The sequence below is a fragment of the uncultured Jannaschia sp. genome, from assembly GCF_947503795.1.
Classification (GTDB): domain Bacteria; phylum Pseudomonadota; class Alphaproteobacteria; order Rhodobacterales; family Rhodobacteraceae; genus Jannaschia.
The window spans coordinates 347,043-368,122 of record NZ_CANNEZ010000002.1 but is presented as its reverse complement, the minus strand read 5'-3'; the positions used below and the strand labels follow the sequence as shown (position 1 = coordinate 368,122).

The following is a 21,080-nucleotide window of genomic DNA, read 5'->3' as shown; positions in this document are numbered from 1 at the left end:
GGTGACCGATTTGTCGGCGGGGACGTTGCATCAGAAGGCATCCTTTGCACGCCGTGCGGCGGCAAAGGTGGCGGTGTCCGATTGTTCGCTGGTTCCGGTCGCGGCCTTCAGAGCAGGGTCGTGGGCACGCAGGAACGGGTTTGTGTGGCGTTCAAGCCCGAGGGTGGAGGGAACGGAAGGCTCACCCTCCGAACGCAGTCGCTCCGTCTCGGTCTGTCTAGAAATAAGTGCCGGGTTGTCGGGTTCAAGGCTGCGCGCGAAGGCGAGGTTCGAGGTCGTGTACTCGTGACCGGACGCGATCAGGAGCTCGTCGGGCAGGTCGGCGAACTGCGCGAGGCTCGCGTGCATCTGCTCGGGCGTGCCTTCGAAGAGCCGCCCGCAGCCCGCAGCCATCAGGCTGTCGCCGGTGAAGGCCACGTCGTCGAAGAGGAATGCGATATGTCCGATCGTGTGGCCGGAGACGTCGATGATCCGGGCGCGCGCCGTACCGATCTCGATCACGTCGCCGGGGGCGAGCGCGTGATCGAGGGGCGGCAGGCGGTGGGCGTCGGCGGCCGCGCCCCAGACCGTCGCCCCCGTCGCCGCCACGAGGTCCGCGACCCCGTCGACATGGTCCCAATGATGGTGCGTCAGCAGGATGTCGGTCAGCGGTCGCCGGTCCAGTGCCGAGAGGATCGGTTCCGCCTCGGGCACGTCGACCACGGCGCGGCGCTCACCGCTCTCGAAGAGGAAGGCGTAGTTGTCCGACAGGCAGGGGATCGTGGTCAGGCTATCGCGGATGGTCATGGCTTTCTCCCGGTGTCGGGGTAAGCATGGCGCGACGCGACGACGGGGCAATGCGAAACCGATGCATCTGGATGTTCTGGACCTGCGGCAGTTCTACTACCGCACGCGGCTGGGCCGCGCGGCGCAGAAGGCCGTGCGCGACCGGCTGACCGCGCTCTGGCCCGAGGCCAAGGGCCAGACCGTCGCGGGATTCGGCTTCGCGGTGCCGCTGCTTCGGCCGTATCTCGCGGATGCACGGCGCGTCATCGGGCTGATGCCCGCACCGCAGGGCGTGATGCACTGGCCCGCGGGGATGAAGAACGTCTCGGTGCTGGTCGAGGAGACGCTCTGGCCGATCGAGACCGGGGCGGTGGACAAGCTGGTGTTGCTGCACGGGCTCGATACCTCCGAGAACCCGACGGCCCTTCTGGACGAATGCGCCCGCGTGCTGGGGCCCGGCGGGCGCGCGGTCTTCATCGTGCCGAACCGCTCGGGCCTCTGGGCGCGGCGGGATCGGACGCCCTTCGGCTTCGGGCGGCCCTATTCGCTGGGCCAGCTCGAGGCGCAGGTCAAACGCGCGGGCCTCGTGCCGGAGCGCCATGCCGCGGCCCTCTTCGCGCCGCCCTCGGCCAGCAATTTCTGGCTGCGCGCGGGCGGCGTGGTCGAGCGGATGGGCCAGCGCCTCAGCCGGTCGGGGGGCGGCGGCGTCATTTTCCTCGAAGTGTCCAAGCAGGTGCCCGCGCGTTCGCGGCCCGGCCTGGCCGAGCGGGTCAGGCGCCCGCTGCGGGTTCTCGAGGGCGTACCCGAGCCGACGGCGGCCGGTCGCGTGGGTTGACCGGAGCGGGAGCGGCGCCCAGAGTGGCGGCGTTTCGATCTGCGGGCCGCCGCAGTCCCCCCGCATGTGCCGCGGGGTCTTCCGTCCTGATCGAAAGCACCATTCCATGATGTCTATCCGCACCGCCCATCCGGCGGACCACCCGACGATCGTCGACATCGCCGTCCGTTCCGGCCTGTTCGACGCAGACGATGCCGCGTTCTTCGGCGAGAGCCTGCGCGAGACGACCGCCGGAGCCGTCCTCTTCATAGATGGCGACCGCCAAGGGGCCGCGATGCTCGCCCCTGAGCCGATGTCCGACGCGGCCTGGAACCTCCTGTTCCTCGCGGTAGATCCGTCCGCGCAGCGCGGCGGGATCGGCCGCGCGCTCGTGACCGAGTCCGAGGCCCATGCCCGTGCCGCCGGGGGCCGCATGCTCCTGATCGACACGGCGTCGATCGAAAACCAGGCCGCCGCTCGCGCGCTCTATGCCGCGCTGGGGTTCGGACACGTCGCCACCATTCCCGGCTATTACGGCGACGGGGTCGACCGGCTGACCTATCTCAAGCGCCTCTGACCGGGGTCGCCGGGGCGGGCGGCGCAGGCGCGTGGCGATGCCCACGAAACTGACGGCGATGAAGAAGACCTGGATCACCAGTGAGGCCATGTTGAAGGCGTGCCCGAGACTGGCCAGCACCATCCCGGCGGCGAGGAGGTTGAGAACGAAGTACGTCACGCCATCGGTGCTGAGCCAGCGCGACGTCACGAGGGTGTAGTTGATGATGTAACAGGCAGCCCCGGCCAGCCCGAGCAACTGGAGGATCGGCACGTCGGCGAATTCGATCTGCATTCCGGTCTCCCTCGGCGTGGCTTGCGGGCCCGGCGACGATCGACCGGGCTGATCCCTGACCTAGCGGCAAGGGAGGCGGCGCGAGAGTGGGGGAAACCCGACCTCGGGCATGATTCTCCGGGCCGCGCGCGGAGCCGGGCGGGACGCCGGTATCGCCCATGCGGCAGTGCGGCATGACGGCGCGTTCGAGGCTGTGGCGCAGGGGGGTTGGCTGCGACGAAACCGCATGCTGGACGCTGGTTGCAGCAGCCAAACCCCTCTGCTAGAGGGAGCGCGAAATCGTGATCGGACCCCTCGGGACCGATCTGAAATGGGCTGCCACCGGGGGATCGGGGACAGTTCGACCGATTATCGAAAGGGTGGACGTGTCCGAACCAGCTTCGATCTCGATGGGGATTGCCGCGCGCTACGCGCAAGCCGTCTTCGACCTCAGCCGCGATGCCGGCGACCTCAAGAAGCTGGAGTCGGATGTCACCGCCCTTGACGACGCCATCGCGGCCTCGCCCGAGCTGCGCGACGTGCTGACCTCGCCGGTGGTCTCGCGCGGTGATCAGGGCAACGCGCTGGCGGGCCTCGCCTCGAAGATGGGCTTGACCGACACCGTTTCGAACGTGCTGGCGCTGATGGCGTCGAAGCGGCGGCTCTTCGTGGTGCCGCAGATGGTCAAGACCCTCAAAGACATGCTTGCCGACGAGCGCGGCGAGGTGACCGCCGAGGTCCGCACCGCCAAGGCCCTGTCGAAGGCCCAGTCCGACAAGCTCGCTTCGACGCTCAAGGCGTCGACGGGCAAGGACGTCAACCTAGATGTGACCGTAGACGACGCGCTGATCGGCGGTCTCGTGGTCAAGATCGGCTCGCGCATGATCGACACCTCGATCCGCGCGAAGCTCAACGCACTCCAGAATACGATGAAAGAGGTCCGCTGATGGCCATTCAGGCAGCCGAGATTTCCGCGATCCTGAAGGATCAGATCAAGAACTTCGGCCAGGAGGCCGAGGTCGCCGAGGTCGGTCGCGTCCTGTCGGTCGGCGACGGCATCGCGCGCGTCTACGGCCTCGACAATGTCCAGGCCGGCGAGATGGTCGAGTTTCCGGGCGGCATCCAGGGCATGGCCCTGAACCTCGAAGCCGACAATGTGGGCGTCGTGATCTTCGGCTCGGACCGGGACATCAAGGAAGGCGACACCGTCAAGCGCACGAACTCGATCGTGGACGTGCCCGCGGGCGACGCGCTCCTGGGTCGGGTCGTCGACGGTCTCGGCAACCCGCTCGACGGCAAGGGCCCGATCAAGGCCACCGAGCGCCGCGTGGCCGACGTCAAGGCGCCGGGCATCATTCCGCGCAAATCCGTTCACGAGCCGATGGCCACGGGCCTCAAGTCCGTCGATGCCATGATCCCGATCGGCCGCGGCCAGCGTGAGCTGATCATCGGCGACCGCCAGACCGGCAAGACCGCCGTGGCGCTGGACGCGATCCTGAATCAGGCGAGCTACAACAAGGCCGCCGGCGACGATGAGAGCAAGAAGCTCTACTGCGTCTACGTCGCGATCGGCCAGAAGCGCTCGACCGTGGCGCAGCTGGTGAAGCGCCTCGAGGAATCGGGCGCCATCGACTATTCGATCGTCGTCGCCGCGACCGCCTCCGAGCCCGCGCCGATGCAGTTCCTCGCGCCCTACGCCGCGACCGCGATGGCCGAGTATTTCCGCGACAACGGCCGCCACGCGCTGATCGTCTATGACGACCTCTCCAAGCAGGCCGTGTCCTACCGCCAGATGTCGCTCCTGCTGCGCCGCCCGCCCGGCCGCGAAGCCTATCCGGGCGACGTGTTCTACCTCCACTCGCGCCTGCTCGAGCGGTCGTGCAAGCTGGGCGAAGCGGCCGGTTCCGGCTCGCTGACGGCGCTGCCGATCATCGAGACGCAGGGCGGCGACGTGTCTGCGTTCATCCCGACCAACGTGATCTCGATCACCGACGGCCAGATCTTCCTCGAGACGGAGCTGTTCTTCCAGGGCATCCGTCCCGCCGTGAACACCGGTCTGTCGGTGTCGCGCGTCGGCTCGTCGGCGCAGACGGACTCGATGAAGTCGGTCGCCGGTCCCGTGAAGCTCTCTCTCGCGCAGTATCGCGAGATGGCGGCCTTCGCGCAGTTCGGCTCGGACCTCGACGCCTCGACGCAGCAGCTTCTGGCCCGCGGCGCGCGTCTGACCGAGCTGATGAAGCAGCCGCAATATTCGCCGCTGACCAATGCCGAGATCGTGGCTGTCATCTATGCGGGCACCAAGGGCTATCTCGACAAGGTGCCGGTCAAGGATGTCGGCCGCTGGGAAGCGGGTCTGCTGAGCCACATGCGCGGCGCGGGCCAGGACGTGCTCGACTGGATCACCAAGGACGACCCCAAGATCAAGGGCGACGCCGAGGACAAGCTGAAGGCCGAGATCGACGCATACGCCAAGACCTTCGCGTAAGGCCGGACGATGCCCAATCTCAAGGACCTCAAGAACCGGATCGCGACGGTCAAATCGACCCGCAAGATCACCAAGGCCATGCAGATGGTCGCGGCGGCCAAGCTCCGCCGTGCCCAGGATGCCGCCGAGGCGAGCCGCCCCTACACGGAGCGGTTCAACGCGGTGCTGTCGGCGCTGGCCGCCGGTGTCGGTGACAGCGACACGGCCCCGAAGCTTCTGTCGGGCACCGGTTCGGACGAAACGCATCTGCTGATCGTGCTGACCGCCGAGCGCGGTCTGTGCGGTGGCTTCAACGCGAATATCGCCAAGCTGGCGAAGGCCCATGCCCAGAAGCTTCTGGGCGCGGGCAAGACCGTCAAGATCCTGACCGTCGGCAAGAAGGGCCGGGAGTCGCTCAAGCGCGAATACGGCCAGTACAATGTCGGCCATATCGACCTGACCGAGGTGAAGCGCATCGGGTACGCCGATGCCGCGGGCATCGCGGCGGACGTGCTCAAGCGCTTCGACGCGGGCGACTTCGACGTGGCGACGCTGTTCTACGCCAAGTTCAACTCGGTGATCTCGCAGGATCCGACCGCGCAGCAGGTCATTCCCTTCGACGTCCCCGAGGATGCCGAGACCGGATCGCTCTACGACTACGAGCCGAACGAGGAGGCGATCCTCGCGGATCTGCTGCCGCGCGGCGTGGCGACGGCGATCTTCTCGGCGCTGCTCGAGAACGCGGCCTCCGAACAGGGCGCGCGGATGTCGGCGATGGACAACGCGACGCGCAACGCGGGCGAGATGATCGACAAGCTGACCATCGAGTACAACCGCTCGCGGCAGGCCGTCATCACCAACGAGCTGATCGAAATCATTTCGGGCGCCGAGGCGCTCTGACCGAAACGGAGACACACGACATGGCAAATGCAGTCGGCAAGATTACCCAGGTCATCGGCGCCGTCGTCGACGTTCAGTTCGACGACAACCTGCCCGAGATCCTGAACGCGCTCGAGACGGACAACCACGGCAACCGCCTCGTCCTCGAAGTCGCGCAGCATCTCGGCGAGAACACCGTCCGCGCGATCGCGATGGACGCCACCGAGGGTCTGGTCCGCGGACAGAAGGTCTCGGATACCGGTGGCCCGATCACCATCCCGGTGGGCAACGCCACGCTGGGCCGCATCCTGAACGTCGTGGGCGAGCCCGTCGACGAAGGCGCGCCCGTCGAGGCCGACGAGTACCGCTCGATCCATGCCGACGCGCCCGAGTTCCAGGCCCAGTCGACCGAGAGCGCCGTACTCGAGACCGGGATCAAGGTCATCGACCTTCTGGCCCCCTACGCCAAGGGCGGCAAGATCGGCCTCTTCGGCGGTGCGGGCGTCGGCAAGACGGTTCTGATCATGGAACTGATCAACAACATCGCCAAGGTGCACTCGGGCTTCTCGGTCTTCGCCGGCGTGGGTGAGCGGACCCGCGAGGGCAACGACCTCTATCACGAGATGATCGAATCCGGCGTCATCGTCCCCGACGACCTGTCGAAGTCGAAGGTGTCGCTGGTCTACGGCCAGATGAACGAGCCGCCGGGTGCGCGCATGCGCGTGGCGCTGACCGGCCTGACGCTGGCCGAGCAGTTCCGCGACCAGTCGGGCACCGACGTTCTGTTCTTCGTCGACAACATCTTCCGCTTCACGCAGGCGGGCTCCGAGGTGTCGGCGCTTCTGGGCCGCATCCCCTCCGCCGTGGGCTATCAGCCGACGCTGGCCACCGACATGGGCCAGATGCAGGAGCGGATCACCTCCACCAAGCAGGGCTCGATCACCTCGGTGCAGGCCGTCTACGTGCCGGCCGACGACCTGACGGACCCCGCGCCCGCCACGTCGTTTGCCCACCTGGATGCCACGACCGTTCTGTCGCGCGCCATCTCGGAGCTGGGCATCTACCCGGCTGTGGACCCGCTCGACTCGACGTCGCGCCTGCTCGACCCCGCCGTCATCGGCGAGGAGCATTACGCCGTCGCGCGTGATGTGCAGGGCATCCTCCAGCGCTACAAGTCGCTGCAGGACATCATCGCGATCCTCGGGATGGACGAGCTCTCGGAAGAGGACAAGCTGACCGTGGCCCGCGCCCGGAAGATCCAGCGCTTCCTCAGCCAGCCCTTCGACGTGGCCAAGGTCTTTACCGGCGCCGACGGCAAGCAGGTTCCGCTGGCCGAGACCGTCGCGTCCTTCAAGGCCGTGGTTGCCGGCGAGTACGATCACCTGCCCGAAGGCGCCTTCTACATGGTCGGCGGCATCGACGAGGTGGAGGCCAAGGCCGAGAAGATGGCGGCCGAGGCGGCCTGATGCAGTTCGAACTCGTCTCTCCCGAGCGGCGGCTGGCGTCCATGGACGACGCCGATGCCGTGCGCATCCCCGGCGCCGACGGGGACATGACCGCGATGGCCGACCACGCGCCGACCATCACGACCCTGCGGCCCGGCATCCTGACGGTCGAGGCCCCTGGCGGCGCGCAGAAATTCGCGGTGACCGGCGGCTTCGCCGAGATCGGCTCGGGCGTCACCGTCCTCGCCGAGCGGGCGCTGCCCGTGGACGACGTCACGCAGGAGACCTTCGACGACTGGGTCGACCAGGCGCGCACCGCCCGTGACGAGGCGGGCGACGACGCGGTCGACGCGGCGGTCAAGCTTCTGGCCGACATGGTCGCGATGGGCGGCGAGATCGGCCTCAATTCAAACCAGCCCAACCTCTGATCCCGGCGGGATCGGCGGACGGCACCGAGGGCTCCGGGATCGAAATTCCCGGAGCCTTCGTGTTTGGGGCCTGTTTTCGCCAGATTTTCGGATAGGTTGGGCGTCGGACCCCGCATCAGACGGGGCCACGGGTACGGATCCGACATGCGGAAGCTGCGCAACCATCTCATCGGCGTCCAGCAGGGCAGCCATGTCATGTTCTCGGATTTCGAGGATGGCGGCGAGATGTGGACGGGCCGCGGGCCGCGCGAGGCGCGCGTGCGCATCGCCTATGACGAGCCCTTCAAGACCGTGCCCGTGATCCTGACCGCGCTTGCGATGTTCGACATCGACGAGCGCACCAACCAGCGCGCGGACCTGACCCATGGCAACGTCACCGAGGAGGCGTTCGACATGATCTTCCGCACCTGGGGCGACACCCGCGTCGCCCGCATCCGCGCCGACTGGACCGCGATCGGCGAGGTGCGTGCCGACGACGAATGGGACGTCTGACCGTCGAAGCGGCGCGGCTGACGCCGCATTCCCCTGCCGCGATGGGGGCCAGCCCCCAAACCCCCGGCATGTTTTCCGAGCAAAGACGCGCATTGTAGCGATACGCCTTCGGCGTTGACCTCGGTCGTGGTCGCTCTCCTATGAAGGGGCGGGAGGCGTGCCATGCGGGTGTTCATCAACGGGTTCGGACGGATCGGACGGTCGATCCTGCGGGCGCATCTGGGCGGGGCCGGCGCGGGGATCGAGATCGTCGGGATCAACGACATCGCCGCGCTGGATGCCTGTGCCTATCTCTTCCGCTACGACAGCGTCTTCGGCCCGTGGCCGGGAACGGTCGAGACCGGCGAGGATGCGCTGGTGGTGGACGGGCGCGCGATCCCGTTCTACCGGACGCCCGACCTTCGGACGTTGACGCTCTCGGGGGTGGATCTCGTGATGGAATGCACGGGCCATGCCGGCACCCGCGCCGAGGTCGAGCGCGGCCTGCTGGCCGGGGCGGGGAAGGTGCTGATGTCGGGCCCATCCGACGTGGCGGACGCGACCGTGGTGCTGGGCGCGAATGATGACATGCTGGACCCGGCGCATCGCGTCGTTTCGAACGCATCCTGCACGACCAACGCGGTGGCTCCGCTCCTGGCCGTGCTCGATGCGGCGGTGGGCGTGGTATCGGGCTCGATGACGACGATCCATTGCTACACCGGCAGCCAGCCGACCGTGGACATGGCGCGGGGCGGCTCGGATCTCGGGCGCAGTCGCGCGGCGGCGCTCTCGATGGTGCCGACGACGACCAGCGCGGGCCGGCTGGTCGATCAGGTGCTGCCGCACCTGGCGGGGCGGGTGCCGTGCCAGTCGGTGCGCGTGCCCGTGGCCAGCGTCTCGGCGGTGGACCTGACGTTCCTGCCCGCGAAGGTGACGGATGTGGGTGCGGTGAACGCGGCGCTTACGGCGGCGGGCGGCGTGATCGGGACCGAGATGGGTCCGCTCGTCAGCTCGGACCTGAGGGGCCGCGCCGAGAGCGTCATCATGGCGCTGCCCGAGACCCGCGCCGCGACGGGCGGGCTGATGCGGGTCTTCGGCTGGTACGACAACGAATGGGGCTTCGCGAACCGGATGCTGGACCTCGGGCTCAGGATGGGCGCGTGAGCCGAAGAAGACCCGCCGGGGGCACGGTCTCGCCGTCGAAGTCGCGCGCCTCGGCGGCGTAGTTGAAGACGAACCGCTCCGTGCCCGTGTCGCGGATGCGTAAGCCTTCTGGCAGGTCGCATGTCTCGAGCCCGGCGTCGCGGGCCAGATCGCGCAGAATACGACGCGCGGCCAAACGGTCGGGCCAGGTCGCGAGATGGGCGCGGTCGCCGTCGCGGATCAGGACGGGGGTGCCGTCCGCCGTGGCCTCGACGACCTCGGCCCCGGTCTCGAGATGCTCCAGCCAGAGCGTCGCGCGCCCTCCACCGCTGAGCGGGCGGGGGGCGTCGGGCGGGAAGGTCTCCTCCATCACGCTGGTCGCCCGCAAGCCTGACAGGGCGGGGCCGAGGGGCTGCGGAATGCCCAGCTCGCGGGTCTTCAGGTCGGTGCGTGGCCCGGTGAGGACGAGTCCCGGCGCGGCCGCGATCGCGGCACGAAGCGGGTCCGTCAGGGTGAGGAGACCGGGCACGAGAACGAGCGCATAGCCGTCGAGATCGGCGGTGTCCGGCGGCAGGATGTCGATGCTGAGCCCCAACGACCGGAGCGCGCGGTAGAGGTCGAAGGCCAGCGCGAAATGGTCGAAGCCCAAGCCCTGCGGCTGCACCTCCCACGCCCATTGCGACGCGTAGTCGAAGATCAGCGCGACGGGGGCCTGCACGGGCGAGACCTCCGGCGCGTCGCGCAGTTCGGCTGCGACGGTCTCGGCCTCGGCCCAGCCATGACCGGGGCCGTCATCGGGGCGGCGGAGGCCCGCATGCTGCTGCTCCTGCGCCTGCGGGAACTGCCGCCAGCGGAACCAGCTGACGCATTCGGCGCCATGGGCGAAGGCTTCCCACGTCCAGAGCCGGACCATGCCGGGCAGCGGGGCGGGGTTCCACGGCGCCCAGTTCACCGGGCCGGGCTGCTGCTCCATCACCCACCAGCGGGGCGAGACGCCGCGATAGAGATCGTGGTGGAAGGCCTGGAAGTCCGGATCGCCCTGCCGGAGATAGGCGGCGCGATCGCCGCCGGGCACGCGGTCCAGCAGGAAGCCCAGCGGGTAGCTGTCCCAGGTCGCGATCTCCATCTGGCGCCCGAGGACGTGGTGATCGAACTCGGTCACGCGGCCCATGTAATTGTGCGAGATCGGCGCGTCGGAATGGGCCCGGATGGCCTCGACCTGTGCGGCGTTCCAGCGGATCACCTGGTCGCTGGAGAAGCGGCGGAAGGCGAGCGCGTGGGAGGGGTTCGGTTCGGTCACGGTGAGGTGGGGCAGGTCGATCTCGGCCCAGTCGGCGTAGTCCATCGACCAAAAGACGTTGCCCCAGGCCGCGTTCAGCGCCTCCGGTGTCTGGTAGCGGTGACGGAGCCAGTCGCGGAAGGCGTCGCGCGCGGCGTCGGAATAGCTGAGCACGGTGTCGTGGCAGCCGTATTCGTTGTCGGTCTGCCACGCCGCGACCCGGTCGCCATAGCGCTCGGCCATGTGGCCAGCCATCCGCGCGGCCTCCTCGCGATAGCCCGCGTGGCTGAAGCAATAGTGGCGGCGGGAGCCGAAGCCGCGCGGGCGTCCCTCGGCGTCCACGGCGAGCATGTCGGGGTGGCGGTCGAGCATCCAGCGGGGCGGCGTGGCCGAAGGCGTGCCCATCACGACGCGCAGCCCCGCCTCCGTCAGCACATCGACCGCGCGGTCGAGCCAGCCCCAGTCGAAGCGGCCTGGCTCGGGCTCCAGCTTCGACCATGCGAACTCGCCGATCCGAACCCAGGTCAGGCCGAGATCGGCCATGCGCGCGGCGTCGCCCGCCCACATCGCCTCGGGCCAGTGTTCGGGATACCAGCAGGTCCCCAGCGTTCGCGTCACAGGACGACCTTGTGTTCGGCGAGACCCCGCACCGGCATCTCGGCGGCCCAGGTGCGCCCGCCGCCCGGCTGGTGATCAAGCGTGCCGTCGTCGAGCCCCTGGGTGGCGGAGGTCACGTACATCGTGGCGAGGTCGGGGCCGCCGAAGGCCGGGCAGGTGGTGTGCGCGGCACCGCAGGCCAGCGCCTGCAGGAACCGCCCGTCGGGGCCGTGGCAGGCGACCCGCCACGCGCCCCATTGCGCGACCCAGACATTGCCATCCGCGTCGCAGACCGCCCCGTCGGGCGCGAGGCCGACGCCCGAGAAATCCGCGAAGACCTCGCGCTTGCCCGAGGGCCAGCCCGCGCGGTCGATCCGCTGTCGCCAGATGATCCCCGCGCGGGTGTCTGCGTAATAGGCGAAATCCCCATGGGGCGAGAAGCAGATTGAGTTGGGGATGGTGATATCGGCCACGATGCGGCGGACTTCGCCCCGGAAATACCGGTAGATCGCACCGGCGCCCGGTTCCGCCCCGAGCCCCATCGTGCCGATCCAGAAGCCGCCGACCGGGTCGGCGCGCCCGTCGTTCGAGCGGGTGTCGGGCCGGTCGGCTTCGAGATCGGCCAGCCGCGCGATCTCGCCCGAGGGGATGTCGAACTGCCAGAAGCCCGTGGCCCCCGCGACCATCAGCGTGTCGCGGTCGATCCAGCCCGCGGCGCTGACCGGCTCGGGGAAGGTCCACGAAAGCGGCGTGTCGCCCGCGCGGCTGTGGAGCGTGGCGGCGAGGATGTCGAACCAGAAGAGCTGCTGGCGTTCGGGATGCCACAGCGCGCCTTCGCCCAGCGCGCAGACGCGGTCGTCCCAGATCCGGGCCTGGGTCATGCCATGCGTCCCGCGTCGGTGGCCGCGTCATAGGCCGCGACGATGCGGCGGGCGCGGGCGGCGATCTCGTCCGGGGCGAGGCCGGGCGTGTAGAGCGCGGTCCCGAGGCCGAAGCCGTCGGCCCCCGCCGCCAGCCACTCGGCGAAGTTCTCGGGGCCCGCGCCGCCGACGGCGTAGACCGGATGCGTGCCCGGCAGGACCGCCTTCATCGCCTTGAGCCCGCCCGGTCCCGCCATGGAGCCGGGAAAAAGCTTCAGGCCCGTCGCGCCGGCCTTGATGGCGGCGAAGGCCTCGGTCGGGGTGAAGATGCCGGGCCAGCTTTCGAGGCCCAGTTCGCGGGTGCGGGCGATCACGTCGGCATCGGCATTGGGCGACACGATCAGGCGCCCGCCCGCCTCGGCCACGGCCTCGACCTCGGAGGCGGAGAGGACGGTGCCCGCCCCAATGATCGCGCGGTCGCCCGCCGCCTCGGCCATCGCGGCGATGGAGCGCAGCGGCTCGGGCGAGTTCAGCGGCACCTCGATCACGGTGATCCCGGCGGCGATCAGCGCCTCGCAGGCGGGTACGGCATCGTCCGGGGGAAGCCCGCGCAGGATGGCGATCAGCGGTCGGGTCATGGCAGGCTCCTGGCGGCGGCGAGACCGGCCCACGTCATGGCGTCGGCGGCGAGGATGGTCGGGTCGAGGCCCTGCGCGCGCAGGGCGGAGGCATAGGCGCGGGTGGTCGTGTCCGAGCCGGTAACGACGACGTCGCGGCCCATCCACCACGGCTTGGTGGCGGCCAGTTCGGCCCCGATCAAGAGCCCCGAGAGGATCGACCGCGCGGTGGTGGAATCCTGCCCGTGGAGGAGGTCGGCGGCGCGCAGTTCGAACAGGCGCGCGGTGAGGGTTTCGGGCCGAGAGAGCGCGTCGGACACGGCGTCGAGGAACGCCGCCTCGGACCAGCCGTCGCCACCCAGCGAATGGCGCAGGATCGTGTCGCGGCCGAGGGCGGCGAAGACCTCGCCGGTCATGATGGTGCGGAAGCTGACGACCTCGCCCGCGCTCAGATGCGCCCACTTGGTATGGGTGCCCGGCAGGCAGGCGACGCCGTCGAAGTCGGGCAGGCGCGCGAGGATGCCCGCGATCTGCGTCTCCTCGCCGCGCATCACGTCCGGATGCGGCGTCTGCTGCGACAGGCCGGGCACGATGCGGACGCGGAGGCGCGGATCGTTGGTTGGCACCTCCACCAGCCCGGCGCCGAGCGGGGCGGAGGGAACGGCGGCGTAGGGCGCCTCGTGCCAGCCCTGCCGCGAACCGACCATGCCGCAGGCGATCACGAGGGGGGCATCGTCGATCCAGTCGCCGACGAGTTCGAGGAGCGCGGGCTCGAACCCGTCCCGCGCGAGCCCGGCCATGCCCGCCTCGTTCTGCCGCGTCTCCTGCGGGTCGGTCCCGTCCATGCGGGTCGCGCGCAGGGCCGTGGTGCCCCAATCGAGGGCGATCCAGCCCGTCATCCGGTAACGACCACGCCGCCGTCCACGGCCATGAGCTGGCCGGTCATCATCCGCGAGGCGGTGCTGGAGAGAAACAGCGTCGGGGCCACGATATCGTCGGGGGCAAGATGGGTCTTGAGGCATTGGCGGTCGAGATGGGCGGCCAGCCCGTCCGGCGTCGCCCACTTGTCGAGCTGCTTCTGGGTCAGGACCCAGCCGGGGGCGAGCGCGTTGATGCGGATGCCGTCAGGCCCGAACTCGCGCGCCATCGACCGGGTCATGCCGGTGATCGCGGCATTCGACGCGGTATAGAGCGCGTAACCCGCATTCCCCATCATGTAGGAGATCGAGGAGAAGTTGACGATGTGGCCGTAGCCGCCCGCCCGCATCCCCGCGATCGCGTGCTGGCAGGCGAAGAAATACGACTTGAAGTTGATGTCGGTGGACCAGCGGTAGAAGTCCTCGTCGACATCGAGGCTGTCGTGGCGCTGGTCGTTGGCGGCATTGTTGACGAGGCGGGTGACGGGGCCGTGGGCCTCCGCGGCCCGGTCCATCGCGGCGCGCAGGCCGGCGATGTCGGTGATGTCGCCCTGGATGAAGAGTGGCGTGTTGCCCGTCGCCTCGGACATCTCCGATACGAAGGCCGAGGCATCCGAGCGGCCGATGAAGGCGACGCGCGCGCCCTGGCGCAGGAAGCCTTCGGTCAGGCTCGCGCCGATGCCGGAGCCGCCGCCGGTGATGAAGACGGAGGCGCCGTCGAGGTCGGGATAGGTGGGCATGTCGGTCATCGGGAGCCTCGGATGGGTCGTGGGCGCGCCACGGGGAATCTCGGTCGGGTGGGTGTCATGGGCGCGGACCGGGCGGCAGGGGTGTTTGGTGGCGCGTCCGGAGGGGGCGCTGCCCCCGCGCCTGCGGCGCCCCCCCGAGGTATTTCCGGCCAGAGGAAAAGGGCGGTCGCGTTAACCTTAATGCGAGATGAAGGTCGGGTCACAGCCGCGTCCCTTCGAGAACCCACATCGTCTCGGGGAAATGCCACGGCAGGGTAACGCCGTGATGCATGAGCCAAGTGCCCGAAACATCGATCGGGCCGTCCTTGAGGATCGGGTTGCCGCGCGACAGGGCGGGTGCAGAGGCACGGTTGATGAGCTCGATCCGGTAGGTGGCATCGGCCTCGAGCGCGGTCAGGCGCAGCGGGCGCGGCGCGATCTGGGTCGAGGTGGCGGCCTTGCCCGCGAAGACCACGAAGCGGTCGCCGGTGCGGTGCTGCTGCTGCTCGGCGAGGATGGCGGGGTCGGGGGCGTCGAGCCGGTGGATATCGGCCAGGGTCATCCAGTCGCGGTTCGCCTTCCACCAGGCGGTGACCTCGGTGAGGACGCGCGCCTCGTGGTCGTCGAGTTCGCGGGGATCCATCTCGAACCCCATATGCCGCTGGGCCGCGACCCATGCGCGGAACGAGATGTCGAGGATGCGCCCGGATGTGTGGCAGCGGCGGGGCCCGACATGGGAGCCGGTGACCGCGAGCGGCAGGAAGAGCGCCGCGTCGTGCTGGATGCGGAGGCGTTCCAGCGCGTCGTTCGAATCGGAGAGCCAGACGCGCTGGGTCCGCTTGAGGATCCCGAAATCGATGCGCCCGCCGCCCGAGGCACAGCTCTCGATCTCGACCTGCGGGAAGGCGGCGCGGAGCCGGTCGATCAGCGCGTAGGAGCCGCGGGTCTGGTCGGCATCTGGCATGGGTAGCACGCGGTTGTGGTCCCATTTGACGTAGTCGATCTCGTGCGCGGCGAGGATCGCGGCCATCCGATCGTAGATGAAGTCCCGCACCTCGGGCAGCGCCATGTTCAGCGCCTTCTGCTGGCGGCCCAGCGTCTGGTCGTCGCCGCCCAGCGCCCAATCGGGATGGGCACGGTGGATGTCGCTGTCGGGATTGATCATCTCGGGCTCGAACCAGATGCCGAAGGTCATGCCCAGCCCGTGGACATGGGAGATCAGCGGGCCCAGCCCGTCGGGATACTTGCGCGCGTCCACCGTCCAGTCCGAGAGCGAGCGGGTGTCGTCGTCGCGCTGGCCGAACCAGCCGTCGTCGAGCACGAAGCGCTCGGCCCCGAGGGCGGCGGCGCGGCTGGCGATGTCGGTCAGGACCGGGAGCTTGTGGTCGAAATAGACGGCCTCCCAGCAGTTGTAATGCACAGGCCGGGGGCGGGCGTCGTCGGGCCAGGTCACGATACGGTCGCGGGCATGGCGCTGGAAGGCGACGGCGCAGCCGTTCAGGCCATAGGGCGAATAGGTGACGTAGAGCGTGGCGCTCTCGAACCGGGTGGCGGGCTTCGTCTCCATTCGGGCGGAATGGCCGAACTGGATCTGGCGGCGGCCGTCGGGCAGCTCCTCGGCGATCATGCGATGTCCGCCGGACCAGCCGTAGTGGAAGCCCCACGCTTCGCCTTGGGTGTTCGTGGCGCCGGTGGCCGGGACGATCAGGCCGGGGAAATGCTCGTGCCCTGTGCGCCCGGTCCGGTTCTCGCGGTAGCGGATGCCTGCGGACCAGGGCGTGCGGTTGAGCTGGAATTCGCCCGTCCAACGCCCGGCGACATCGATCATCTCGGAGGACTGCTGGGGCGCGGGCAGCACGGGCGCGGCGAGCCAGTGGAGATGGACGGGCCGCTCGGAGGTGAGGATGGTCTTGAGCTGGACGATCCGGGTCGAGGGGTCGGGCGTCAGGCGGAAGGTGAGGGCGAGGCCGTTGTCCGGATCCGTGTAGGTGAGGGCGAGGCCGTGGCTGCCGTCCTCGGAGGCGTAATGGAACTTGGGCAGGAGCGGCGTGCCGTCCTCGCCGCGCAGGATGAGGCCGGGCTGGCCGGGAAAGGAGCGCACCGCCTCGGGGCAGAGCGACAGGTCGGGATTGGCGTCGAGCATCCCGCCGGTCACGTCGATCGCGTGGGCCGCGGCGAGCGTCGCGAGATCGGCCTCGGGCGGCAGGGGCGCCCCCCAATAGACCACCTGCGGCAGGCGGTCGTGCTCGGCGGCGAGCACCATGGTCTGGCGCGTGCCGGTGCCGGGCGCGGTGTCGTCGAGACGCCAGGTGCGCGTCGTCACGGTTGCGGTGTCCTTCATCGCGCCGAGGTCACTTGACCGCGCCCAGGGTCAGGCCCGCGATGAAGTGGCGCTGCATCAGGAAGAACATTAACACCGGGGGCAGGGCGGCGACGATGCTGCCGGCGCTCATCAGGTGATAGGCCGCACGGTACTGGGCGTTGAAGGACGTGATGCCCGCGGTGACCGGCTGGCTGTCGGCGCCCTGGGTCAGCACGATGGCCCAGAAATAGTCGTTCCAGATGAAGGTGAAGATCAGCACGGCGAGCGCCGCCATGGCAGGCTTCATCAGCGGGATCACCACGTACCAGAAGATGCGCCATTCGGCGACGCCTTCGACCCGCGCCGCCTCGATCAGGGGGAAGGGCAGCGCGCGGATGAAGTTGCGCATGAAGAGCGTGCAGAACCCCGTCTGGAACGCGATGTGGAACAGCACGAGGCCCGTCTTGGTATCGTAGAGGTTCATGTCGATCGTCAGGTCGCGGACGGGGACCATCAGGATCTGGAAGGGCACGAAGTTGCCCGCGATGAACATGAAGAAGATCAGAAGGTTGCCCTTGAAGCGGTAGATCCCCAGCGCGAAGCCCGTCATGCAGGAGAGGATCAGGACGCCGATGACCGTGGGCACGGTGATCAGGACCGAATTCAGCAGGTAGCGGGGCATGTCACTTTCGAAGAACACGCGCCCGTAATTCTCGAAGCCTTTGAAGGCCGAGGGCCAGCCCCAGTAGTTGCCCGTCGTGAAATCCGTGTCCGGCTTGATCGAGAAAAGCATCACCGCGATCAGCGGCAGCAGCCACACGATCAGCGCTACGGGCAGCAGCGACTGGTAGGTGAGCTGCCACGCGCGAGAGGTCTTGGCGATCGGGGTGGGGAACATCAGTCGGACTCCCGTGGGGGCAGGTCGGCCTGGGCCTTCTTCGTCAGGCCCGCTCGGATGGTGTCGTAGCTGACGGCGACGCGGTGGGCGGCCTCGTCCGGGTCGAGATCGGGCAGGTCCAGCCGGACCCAGGCGCCGCGGAAATAGGCGGGCTTTCCGGCCGCGCCCGTCTCGATCAGCATCCGGGCCATATCGTTGTCGGCGCAGCGGACCACGACGTGGTCGTCATTGGTGGCCCGCGCGTCGACATGCCCGAAGCAGGCGAACATCTTGCCGCCGACCTTCCAGGCATCGAGCTCGCCGGGGCCGGAAAGGACCGCGCCGGGGTGGGGCGCGCAAAGGGCGTCGAACTCGGCGCGGGTCATTCAGACGCTTTTTGCACTACGCTAATGAGCGTGGTGCAGCTTTGCATGTCCGAGGCGATCATCGCGCCGATCTCGTCGGTCTGCGGCAAGCCCAGATAGGCTTCGGCGTACTCTTCAGACTCTGCCGCCACATCTCCGAAGGGTGGATCGCCATCGGAAAGACGCACCGCTTCACGCAGGAGGATCATCTGAGCGTTCAGCGCCTCCATGGAACTTGCCTGCTTAGCAATAATGCCGAGCAGCCCGGCGCACCTCAGCGCGACCGGGCGCGGTCCTTCGGACCAACCGGACTGCTCAATGCCTTCGTCGATCACGACTTCTGGAAATGCGGCGCTCGTCATGACTAGGAACGCGGACAATGTGGCTAGAAGAGGCTTCATCTCGGGGACCTTTCGTCGCGCCACATCGACCAGAGGAAATAGGCGATGAAGCAGAGCATGATGAGGAATAGGACGACCGCGATGGCCGCGCCGTAGCCCATGCGGAAGCCGAATTCGGCGAGCGCCTTCTCGAACATGTAGAACGACAGCACCCGCGTCGAACCGAACGGCCCGCCGTTGGTCATGATCGAGATCAGGTCGAAGGACCGGAGCGCGCCGATGATCGTGACGACGAAGGCGATGAAGGTCGCGGGCTTGAGCTGCGGGATGATGACGTACCAGAGCATCTTCCAGCCTTTCGCGCCGTCGAGCCGCGCGGCCTCGACCTGCTCGGGGTCCACGGCGTTGAGCCCGGTGAGATAGAGGATCATGCAATACGCCGTCTGCGGCCAGAGCCCGGCGGCGATGATGCCGTAGGTCGCGAGGTCGGGGTCGCCGAGGATGTTGATCGGCCCCAGCCCGAAGAGCGCCAGCGCCGCGTTCAGCAGGCCCTCCTTGGGGAGGTAGAACCACGAGAAGACGAGGCCCACGACGACCTGGCTGATGACGAAGGGAAAGAAGAAGAGCGATTTGTAGAGCCGGATGCCGGTCACGGTCTGGTTGAGGAAGAGCGCGATCCCGAGGCCCATCGGGATGGCCAGAAGATAGAGCAGGAGCCAGCGGAAGTTGTTCCAGAGCGAGATGTCGAACGCCCGGTCGGTCGCCAGTTCGCGGTAATTGTCGAGGCCGATGAAGGTGCCCGTTTCGGACAATTCGCCCAAGCCGTCCCAGCGGTAGAGGCTGACCTGGAAGGACTGGAAGATCGGCAGGATGACGTAGACGGCGAAGAACAGCAGGCCCGGCACGAGGAAGAGCCACGGGGTCACCGCGATCTGGTTGCGCGCATACCAGCCTCGGCGGGGCGGGGCGTCGGTCGGCGGAACGGCGGGGGCGGTGGTGGACATGATCGCTCCTCAGCAGGCGTCGCGCAGCGCGGCGAGCGCCGCACCCGAGCCGGTCAGGTGGAAGGGCCGCGTCTCGGTCGGCATGTCGAGCCGCGCGGTGCTGCCCGCGGCCAGCGCGTCGAGCGCCTCGGTGGGCACCGCGACGGCGGCGAGGCCGCGCGTGTCGGTCCGGTCGAAGGTGCGCCCGACGCCTTCCAGACGCCAGACGGTGCCGTCCACGGTCAGATCGACCGTGCCGCGCTGGTCCTCGGCGATGGGATAGGGGCTCTCGACGTTCATCACGACCGACCCGGCGTCGCAGCGGAGCCGGAAGAACCCCTCGCCGGGGCTTTCGCAGGGCCCGAGACCGGCATCGCCGGGGCCGCCCGTCCAGATGCTGCCGTCGGTACAGGCACCGGTCACGGTCTGCGCGGCGGCGGGGCCGGCGAGAAGGGCGAGTGCGATCGCGATGCGGATCATGGTCGGTCTCCCGTTCCGGCACATTCGGATGGCGGGGCCATGCGGATGGGTCGGGATGGCGGACCCCGGCCGCGGATGGCCGGGGTCGTCTGGGCGGGGGCGGAGGATGCCTCCGCCCGCGCGCCGGATCAGTTCGCGTAGATGCGCTCGCGGGCCTGCTCGAGGCGCTGGAGGATGTCCTCGAGATTGTCGGGGAACACCATGAACTCCTGCAGGCCTTCCATCCCGAGCGCGGCCATCTCGGCCGGGAAGTCCCGGTCGAAGAACTGCGCGATGCCGCCGGTGGCGTTCTCGGACAGCATGGTGAAGCCCTGGTTCAGGAACTCGTCGTCATCGACCGAGGAGTTGGCGTTGACCGGAAGCTGGCCGAGTTTGGCGCCCGAGTTGATGTCCGTCTGGACGTCCGCCGAGACGACGAACTTCAGGAATTCGCGCGCGGCTTCCTTGTTCTGAGCGCCCGAGGCGATGTGGAACGTGTCCGTCGGGGCGTCCTCGCCCATCTCCACATCGGGGTTGATCGCCGGGAACTGGTAGAAGTCGATCTGATCGTCGGTCAGGCCCGCCTCGCGCATCGGTGCGACGGCGAAGTTGCCCATCAGGTAGGCCGTGGCCTCGCCGTTGACCATCAGGGGCAGCGCCTCCTGCCAGGAGTAGTTCTGGTGGTCGTCGATATAGGCGCCCATGTCGATCAGCTGCCGCCAGTTGGCGAAGGTCTGGCGCACGCGGTCGTCGGTCCACGGGATCTCGCCCTGGGCGAGCTGCATGTGGAAGTCGAACCCGTTGGTCCGCATGTTGAGGTAGTCGAACCAGCCGCCGGCGGTCCACAGGAACTTGGTGCCGATCGTGTAGCACTTGCGGCCCGAATCGAGGATCGCCTGGCAGTTGGCGAGCTCCTCTTCCCAGGTCGTGGGCTCGGTCAGGCCAAGCTCGTTGAAGATGTCCTCGCGGTAGTAAACGCCCCACTGGTAGTAGGTGTAGGGGACGCCATACTGCTTGCCGTCGATGGTCAGCGCGCCCTTGACGGAATCGAGCCCCTCGATCTCTCCCCAGACGTCGGACACATCCTCGAAGAGACCCGCGTTCACGTAGGGCATCATGCGGTTGGCCGCGTACCAGTTCACGACGTCGGGCGGGTTCGCGGACAGCACGTTGCGGATCTGGGACTTCCAGGCCTCGCGGTCGATGACCTCCAGCTCGATGTTGAGATCGGGATGCATCTCGCCGAACTCGGCGACGAGGCCTTCCATCACCGCGCGAGGCGCCGGGTTGGACATGTCGGAGATGATCCGCAGATCGCCCGACAGCGCGTGGGCGTCGGCGAAGGCGGTCCCGGTGAGCATGGTGGTGGCGGCCAGGGCCGTCAGAATGGATCGCATGATATCCTCCCAGATTGTGCGGTCGCATTATTCTTGAAGCTCCCGCGGTTCCAAATAGTGAAACGCGGTTTCTTATGTTGAAAACTGTCGGACGTTCCGGCTAGCCTGTCAAGCATCCAC

Annotated in this window: 22 protein-coding genes; 9 read left to right on the top strand and 13 right to left on the bottom strand. The window is 68.4% G+C overall.

Translation table 11 applies throughout. From position 1 onward, the window contains the following. Positions 1–30 precede the first annotated feature (30 nt). Positions 31–780: a hydroxyacylglutathione hydrolase gene (gene gloB, locus Q0833_RS14390; protein WP_298436906.1), complete on the bottom strand. Its 750-nt coding sequence runs from the start codon at positions 778–780 to the stop codon at positions 31–33. A 67-nt stretch (positions 781–847) separates the two neighbouring features. On the opposite strand from gloB, the gene Q0833_RS14385 reads away from it, so the two are divergent. The 9 genes from Q0833_RS14385 to Q0833_RS14345 all read left to right on the top strand — a co-directional run bounded on the left by Q0833_RS14385 (position 848) and on the right by Q0833_RS14345 (position 9,259). Further along, entirely contained in the window at positions 848–1,600 is a 753-nt protein-coding gene (locus Q0833_RS14385) for a class I SAM-dependent methyltransferase (RefSeq protein ID WP_298436249.1), read from the top strand. A 106-nt stretch (positions 1,601–1,706) separates the two neighbouring features. After that, positions 1,707–2,156, top strand: a complete 450-nt coding sequence (locus Q0833_RS14380; protein WP_298436246.1) for a GNAT family N-acetyltransferase — start codon at positions 1,707–1,709, stop codon at positions 2,154–2,156. 638 nt (positions 2,157–2,794) lie between these two features. Next, positions 2,795–3,355, top strand: a complete 561-nt coding sequence (locus Q0833_RS14375; RefSeq protein ID WP_298436244.1) for a F0F1 ATP synthase subunit delta — start codon at positions 2,795–2,797, stop codon at positions 3,353–3,355. Beyond that, positions 3,355–4,893 (top strand): F0F1 ATP synthase subunit alpha, encoded by a 1,539-nt coding sequence (gene atpA / locus Q0833_RS14370; protein WP_298436241.1) that lies wholly within the window; start codon positions 3,355–3,357, stop codon positions 4,891–4,893. Before Q0833_RS14375 ends, atpA begins: the two co-directional genes overlap by 1 nt. 9 nt (positions 4,894–4,902) lie before the next feature. Then, positions 4,903–5,772 (top strand): F0F1 ATP synthase subunit gamma, encoded by an 870-nt coding sequence (locus tag Q0833_RS14365; protein ID WP_298436237.1) that lies wholly within the window; start codon positions 4,903–4,905, stop codon positions 5,770–5,772. A gap of 20 nt (positions 5,773–5,792) precedes the next feature. Continuing rightward, entirely contained in the window at positions 5,793–7,217 is a 1,425-nt protein-coding gene (gene atpD, locus Q0833_RS14360) for a F0F1 ATP synthase subunit beta (RefSeq protein WP_298436233.1), read from the top strand. Then, entirely contained in the window at positions 7,217–7,624 is a 408-nt protein-coding gene (locus Q0833_RS14355) for a F0F1 ATP synthase subunit epsilon (RefSeq protein WP_298436230.1), read from the top strand. Before atpD ends, Q0833_RS14355 begins: the two co-directional genes overlap by 1 nt. Positions 7,625–7,768: 144 nt before the next feature. Further along, positions 7,769–8,116: an H-type lectin domain-containing protein gene (locus Q0833_RS14350; protein ID WP_298436227.1), complete on the top strand. Its 348-nt coding sequence runs from the start codon at positions 7,769–7,771 to the stop codon at positions 8,114–8,116. Positions 8,117–8,278: 162 nt separating this feature from the next. Continuing rightward, on the top strand, positions 8,279–9,259 hold the full coding sequence (locus Q0833_RS14345) for a glyceraldehyde 3-phosphate dehydrogenase NAD-binding domain-containing protein (protein ID WP_298436225.1): 981 nt from the start codon (positions 8,279–8,281) through the stop codon (positions 9,257–9,259). On the opposite strand, the gene Q0833_RS14340 is transcribed toward Q0833_RS14345, so the two are convergent. From Q0833_RS14340 to Q0833_RS14285, 12 genes are all read right to left on the bottom strand, one after another. After that, entirely contained in the window at positions 9,243–11,135 is a 1,893-nt protein-coding gene (locus Q0833_RS14340; RefSeq protein ID WP_298436222.1) for a beta-galactosidase, read from the bottom strand. The genes Q0833_RS14345 and Q0833_RS14340 overlap by 17 nt on opposite strands. After that, entirely contained in the window at positions 11,132–11,995 is an 864-nt protein-coding gene (locus Q0833_RS14335) for an SMP-30/gluconolactonase/LRE family protein (protein WP_298436219.1), read from the bottom strand. The genes Q0833_RS14340 and Q0833_RS14335 overlap by 4 nt, the downstream gene beginning before the upstream one ends. Beyond that, positions 11,992–12,612, bottom strand: a complete 621-nt coding sequence (locus tag Q0833_RS14330) for a 2-dehydro-3-deoxy-6-phosphogalactonate aldolase (RefSeq protein ID WP_298436217.1) — start codon at positions 12,610–12,612, stop codon at positions 11,992–11,994. The genes Q0833_RS14335 and Q0833_RS14330 overlap by 4 nt, the downstream gene beginning before the upstream one ends. Beyond that, positions 12,609–13,490 (bottom strand): 2-dehydro-3-deoxygalactonokinase, encoded by an 882-nt coding sequence (locus Q0833_RS14325; RefSeq protein ID WP_298436214.1) that lies wholly within the window; start codon positions 13,488–13,490, stop codon positions 12,609–12,611. The genes Q0833_RS14330 and Q0833_RS14325 overlap by 4 nt, the downstream gene beginning before the upstream one ends. Beyond that, positions 13,487–14,257: an SDR family NAD(P)-dependent oxidoreductase gene (locus tag Q0833_RS14320; protein WP_298436209.1), complete on the bottom strand. Its 771-nt coding sequence runs from the start codon at positions 14,255–14,257 to the stop codon at positions 13,487–13,489. The genes Q0833_RS14325 and Q0833_RS14320 overlap by 4 nt, the downstream gene beginning before the upstream one ends. Before the next feature lie 199 nt (positions 14,258–14,456). Next, positions 14,457–16,499: an alpha-galactosidase gene (locus Q0833_RS14315; RefSeq protein ID WP_298436903.1), complete on the bottom strand. Its 2,043-nt coding sequence runs from the start codon at positions 16,497–16,499 to the stop codon at positions 14,457–14,459. An 88-nt stretch (positions 16,500–16,587) separates the two neighbouring features. Continuing rightward, positions 16,588–17,436 (bottom strand): carbohydrate ABC transporter permease, encoded by an 849-nt coding sequence (locus Q0833_RS14310; RefSeq protein WP_298436206.1) that lies wholly within the window; start codon positions 17,434–17,436, stop codon positions 16,588–16,590. Continuing rightward, positions 17,436–17,801: an MmcQ/YjbR family DNA-binding protein gene (locus tag Q0833_RS14305; protein ID WP_298436203.1), complete on the bottom strand. Its 366-nt coding sequence runs from the start codon at positions 17,799–17,801 to the stop codon at positions 17,436–17,438. Before Q0833_RS14305 ends, Q0833_RS14310 begins: the two co-directional genes overlap by 1 nt. Further along, entirely contained in the window at positions 17,798–18,142 is a 345-nt protein-coding gene (locus Q0833_RS14300; RefSeq protein ID WP_298436200.1) for a hypothetical protein, read from the bottom strand. The genes Q0833_RS14305 and Q0833_RS14300 overlap by 4 nt, the downstream gene beginning before the upstream one ends. 35 nt (positions 18,143–18,177) lie before the next feature. Beyond that, positions 18,178–19,125 (bottom strand): carbohydrate ABC transporter permease, encoded by a 948-nt coding sequence (locus tag Q0833_RS14295; RefSeq protein WP_298436197.1) that lies wholly within the window; start codon positions 19,123–19,125, stop codon positions 18,178–18,180. Positions 19,126–19,134: 9 nt separating this feature from the next. Beyond that, positions 19,135–19,584: a hypothetical protein gene (locus Q0833_RS14290; RefSeq protein ID WP_298436194.1), complete on the bottom strand. Its 450-nt coding sequence runs from the start codon at positions 19,582–19,584 to the stop codon at positions 19,135–19,137. A gap of 128 nt (positions 19,585–19,712) precedes the next feature. Next, positions 19,713–20,960, bottom strand: coding sequence for an ABC transporter substrate-binding protein (locus tag Q0833_RS14285; RefSeq protein WP_298436191.1), 1,248 nt, complete (start codon positions 20,958–20,960; stop codon positions 19,713–19,715). Positions 20,961–21,080: the final 120 nt, after the last annotated feature.